The organism is Acinetobacter baretiae, assembly GCF_015627105.1.
In the GTDB taxonomy this organism is placed as follows: Bacteria; Pseudomonadota; Gammaproteobacteria; order Pseudomonadales; family Moraxellaceae; genus Acinetobacter; species Acinetobacter baretiae.
In genome coordinates this window covers 1-4,389 of sequence record NZ_VTDM01000056.1, presented here as the reverse complement: position 1 = coordinate 4,389, position 4,389 = coordinate 1, and the positions used below count along the sequence as shown (strand labels likewise).

Genomic DNA, 4,389 nt, shown 5'->3' with positions numbered 1-4,389 from the left:
GTATTCGTTTGAAGTATTGATTCTGTTTTAGAAATTTCAAATAAGTGGATTCAAATTTTATAAAAAAATCATCAATGGTACAGAATAAAGCAGTAATATCAGTCATGAGGATTAGAGTGGTAAGTCGTGTCTAGTAACTCAACTTATGGCTCTAATCCTTGGCTTTTTCAAATAAATCCTTAAACAGGATTCGGGTTAAAATAAAAGAACTAGGAACAAAAATTGCATCTATTTCATGTATATGATTTGGTCTTGGATAATCTAATAATGACAGGCAATAATTGGAACTCTTTTGTAGATCATTTTTTAACAGGGATTGCCAAATCAGTCCCTTTCACCAAGTTTTTTGCTTACGAAACAGATATAAATCAATCTAAATTAAATTGGTTTAATTATGAAAATATTTCAGCACCAGCAATGGATCTATATTTAAACGAAATGTGTCATTATGATCCTGTTTTCTTTAAAAATAATCTTGATAACTCAGACGAAATTATCCTATTAGATAGTAAGCAAATTTCTCCTCAATATCAAAAATATTTAAAAAATATTCATATTATTGACAATATTGAGCTAGTATTCAAAAGCGATCATCAAACCATTAAAGGCATTAGCTTAATTCGAGGAGAAGATGAGAAAAAGTTTTCAAACTATGAGCTCATGACCATTCAAAGTTGTCATGCAATTGCTAAACACTCATTAGAATGCATACACTTAGAACCTATTTTAAAAAATGATCCAAGCAATCACTCTATGGATACTCATTTAACCAACAAAGAAAAAAAAGTTTTATATTTATTATTAGAAGGTAAAAAAAACCAAGATATTGCTAATTTATTATTTGTTAGCCTTGCTACTGTAAAAACACATATACAACATATATTTCAAAAAATGCTCGTGAAAAGTAAAGCAGAACTCATTTCTAAATATTATCATGTAAATTATAAAATATAATGATAAATGAGCATATATTTCATTCAAAATATATGCTCATCAAAATAATCAATGATCTAAAATCGATTAAATGCATACGGTGTTGGGTCAACAATAGGCGTTTGGTTTAATATTAAATCAGCAGCGAGTTGTCCTGCTGCAGGTGATGTTCCGAAACCATGCCCAGAAAATCCAGAAGCAATAAATAAGCCCGGAATTTTATCAATTGCACCAATCACAGGATTTGAATCAGGTGTTACATCAATCACACCTGCCCATGCATTTGCAATTTCAAGTTGTGAAAAAATAGGCCATGCCGTTTTCAGGTTTTCAATGGCTTCATGATTAAGCTCAGCATCTGTTTCAGGATCCATCACTCTTATTTTTTCAAAAGGTGAAATCTGATTTCCTTGCCAACGCCGTGATAAAGATATATCTCGACGGCCATACTCACCAAAAGATAATCTCAAAAAGCCACTTTGACCACGCAATTGTTTTAAATAACGTAAACCAATCAATAAATGATCTAATGTCAATGGCGCTCTTAGCGCACCACGTTGGGTAATAATAAATCCACCATCACGGTGTTTACGAAATGAAAAATCTGGCGCACCCACTGAAATATCTGTCGGGCCTTTCATTGGTGTAGTACGAAGTACTGAACAAATTAAAGGCAACGTGGGTAAATTAATATTTAAATTACTTAAAAAACGACGTGACCATAAACCACCTGCCAGTAAAACACGTTCGCATCGAATTTCACCTTTTTCAGTAATCACACCATGTACTGCACCAGCAGATAAACTTAACGTTCTTACTGCACAGTTTTCAATAATAATTGCACCTTTCGCCATTGCAGCTTGAGCAATGGCACTTGACGCAAGAGTCGGTTCGGCACATCCATCTGAAGGAGTATATACTCCCCCTGCCCAATTGGTTTGCCCGTGTGGTGCCAAATTTGCAATTTCACGAGAAGACAATAATTTAGAATCTAAATTCAACCCTTGTACGGCATTAAACCAATGTTCATAACCTGCCATTTGTGTATCGGTACGTGTGGTAAACATAATACCAGATCGACGATATCCAACATCTGATTGAACACGTTGATTCATTTCACCCCATAGCCGATCAGATGCTTGAGCAAGTGGAATATCTTCAGGCAATCGACTGGTTTTCCGAATCCAGCCTAAATTTCTTGATGATTGTTCGGCTGCAATTTTTCCTTTCTCGATGACAACAACAGGAATGTTTCTTTCGGCCAAAGTAAGTGCTGCCGTTAGACCAACAATGCCACCCCCAATAATAATTACTGTTGTTGAAGATGGAAATACATTTGAGGTTGTTACTGGATCAATTGTTGGTCTCATGGCGACTCCTTAAATCCAAAAAATTAAATAAAGATTTAAAATGCTAGTTTTTTAATCTCTGCTTTAGATGCATTTCTGTACGCTGTCACTTCAATTTCGACTTTATAATAAGATGCAACCAGTGGAGAGTTTGTGACTGTAATGGTTGGATCAATTCCTTTAAACTGCTCGCCAAAAATGTCCATAACCATGAAAGTGTCTTCAGGATTAGGAACAAAAATACGTGCTGAAATAACATCTTCTAAACTGGAGTTCACACCAATCAATGCTGTTTCAATATTGGTAAAAACTTGCTTAGTCTGTTCAGTCAAATCTTCAGAAATTTCTTTGGTGGTTGGATTTCTTCCTGCCGTGTTTGAGACAAATATCCAGTTATCTACACTCACTATGCGAGAATAACTATACTGATCTTCAAATTTAGACCCTGTTTTTACTTTCATTACTTGTGTCATTTTTAATCACTCCATCAATATTTTTTAACGTAAAACAGGGCTTTGCCATAAATTTAATTTTGTACCAATTCCTTTTTCAATCGCATTTCGATACACGACCGTCCCCCAAGCAACATCTTCTACAGGCATGCCACCCACGGATAAAATAATAATTTCCTCATCATTTACTCGACCTTTAGATTCACCTGATACAATTTTCCCTAAATCTTCAAGATCTTCTTGTTGAATTTTTCCTTCATGAACCATGTCTAAAAATTTCATTCCAACCATTGGAATTTGTAAGTGTGCAGGCTTAGGAACTTCTTCATACCACGCTTGATACATTCCTGGGTTATCTAATACTTTTCTTACGCTTTTTTGATTCATTGAATCATCAATGTCTGAATATGCAGGCATTGCCAAAAAAGCACCGGGTTTAATCCACTCATGTTTAACCAAAGTATAAGTTTCTAAATCTCCCATGACCCCAGAATTACAGTAAGTCACAATATCTGAATCACGTACTGCATCTTCAATCTGATCGACCACTTGAATATTTTTAATTTGAGGGTGCGTATCTTTTAACCATGTTGTAAAGTCTGTAATACTTTTTTCACTACGTCCTTTAATTTTAATTGAATCTAGCAAAGGACAAACTGCAACAAATGCAGATACAGCCGTTTTGCCCATGACACCTGGGCCCACCAAACCAATCACTTTAGAATCTTTTCTTGCCAAGTGTCTTGCACCTACACCAGGGATTGCCCCTGTACGATAAGCAGATAATAAGTTGGCAGACATATATGCCAATGGCGCGCCTGTATCTGCATCATTTAAAGCAAACATTAAAATAGAGCGTGGAAGTCCTTTTTCACGATTTGCAATATTAGAGCCATACCACTTCATGCCTGCTGTACGAAAATTACCCCCTAAATACGCAGGCATTGCCATAAATCGTCGATCTGCTGTTGGCTTAGGCATGGTTTCAAATGGGGAGTGTTCAGGAAAAGTAACCATTGCACCATGTGAATCACTATTTGCTCCTGCCATACGGTAATCACCGCTATACAGTAAGCCAAACATTTCTTCCATGGTGTCAACGCAAGTTGGCATGTCTGTAACACCCGCCTTGATCATGTCTTGTTCGGATAAGTAAATAAAATCTATATTTGTATCAGTCATCTAAATCACCTATATGTTATTTTTACAATGGTCAGTATCTGTATCGGTTAATTTAGAATAAGAAATACTCGATCAAAAAAAATCATCCTAAGGGATGATTTTTTAAAATATATACGCTGAGGGGTTTATTTGATTTCAAATATTCTTTTCGATCATTTCATTCAAAATCTAAAAATCATCGTATACACTCGAATCTTAAAATGTGAAATATTTAAGGCATTGATTAAATTAATATTTAACTAAAACATGAATCTCAAAAAGGTATTGTAGTTTCATGGTTGAATGGTTGAATGGTTGAATGGTTGAATGGTTGAATGGTTGAATGGTTGAATGGTTGAATGGTTGAATGGTTGAATGGTTGAATGGTTGAATGGTTGAATGGTTGAATGGTTGAATGGTTGAATGGTTGAATGGTTGAATGGTTGAATGGTTGAATGGTTGAATGGTTGAATGGTTGAATGGTTGAATGGTTG

5 protein-coding genes and 1 pseudogene are annotated in these 4,389 nt (G+C 35.2%); 1 reads left to right on the top strand and 5 read right to left on the bottom strand.

Annotation, left to right across the window (positions count from 1 at the left end):
• Positions 1–106 (bottom strand): annotated as a pseudogene (locus I2F17_RS12370) (IS982 family transposase); the annotation flags it as partial.
• 161 nt (positions 107–267) lie between these two features.
• Between I2F17_RS12370 and I2F17_RS12365 the strand changes: the two are divergent.
• Positions 268–954, top strand: coding sequence for a response regulator transcription factor (locus tag I2F17_RS12365; RefSeq protein ID WP_211140150.1), 687 nt, complete (start codon positions 268–270; stop codon positions 952–954).
• 56 nt (positions 955–1,010) lie between these two features.
• Here the strand turns inward: I2F17_RS12365 and I2F17_RS12360 are convergent, their stop codons facing one another.
• The 4 genes from I2F17_RS12360 to I2F17_RS12345 all read right to left on the bottom strand — a co-directional run.
• Positions 1,011–2,303: an NAD(P)/FAD-dependent oxidoreductase gene (locus I2F17_RS12360; protein ID WP_211140149.1), complete on the bottom strand. Its 1,293-nt coding sequence runs from the start codon at positions 2,301–2,303 to the stop codon at positions 1,011–1,013.
• A gap of 35 nt (positions 2,304–2,338) precedes the next feature.
• Positions 2,339–2,755: a Rid family hydrolase gene (locus tag I2F17_RS12355; RefSeq protein WP_211140148.1), complete on the bottom strand. Its 417-nt coding sequence runs from the start codon at positions 2,753–2,755 to the stop codon at positions 2,339–2,341.
• Between the two features lie 24 nt (positions 2,756–2,779).
• Positions 2,780–3,916, bottom strand: coding sequence for a tyramine oxidase subunit B (locus tag I2F17_RS12350; protein WP_211140147.1), 1,137 nt, complete (start codon positions 3,914–3,916; stop codon positions 2,780–2,782).
• A 272-nt stretch (positions 3,917–4,188) separates the two neighbouring features.
• The coding region (locus tag I2F17_RS12345; RefSeq protein WP_211140146.1) for a hypothetical protein at positions 4,189–4,389 on the bottom strand (201 nt) is incomplete at its 5' end.

Excerpts from the sequence above, each read along its gene's own strand:
- I2F17_RS12365 (WP_211140150.1), top strand. The coding sequence starts at position 268 with ATGACAGGCAATAATTGGAACTCTTTTGTAGATCATTTTTTAACAGGG.
- I2F17_RS12360 (WP_211140149.1), bottom strand. The coding sequence starts at position 2,303 with ATGAGACCAACAATTGATCCAGTAACAACCTCAAATGTATTTCCATCT.
- I2F17_RS12355 (WP_211140148.1), bottom strand. The coding sequence starts at position 2,755 with ATGACACAAGTAATGAAAGTAAAAACAGGGTCTAAATTTGAAGATCAG.
- I2F17_RS12350 (WP_211140147.1), bottom strand. The coding sequence starts at position 3,916 with ATGACTGATACAAATATAGATTTTATTTACTTATCCGAACAAGACATG.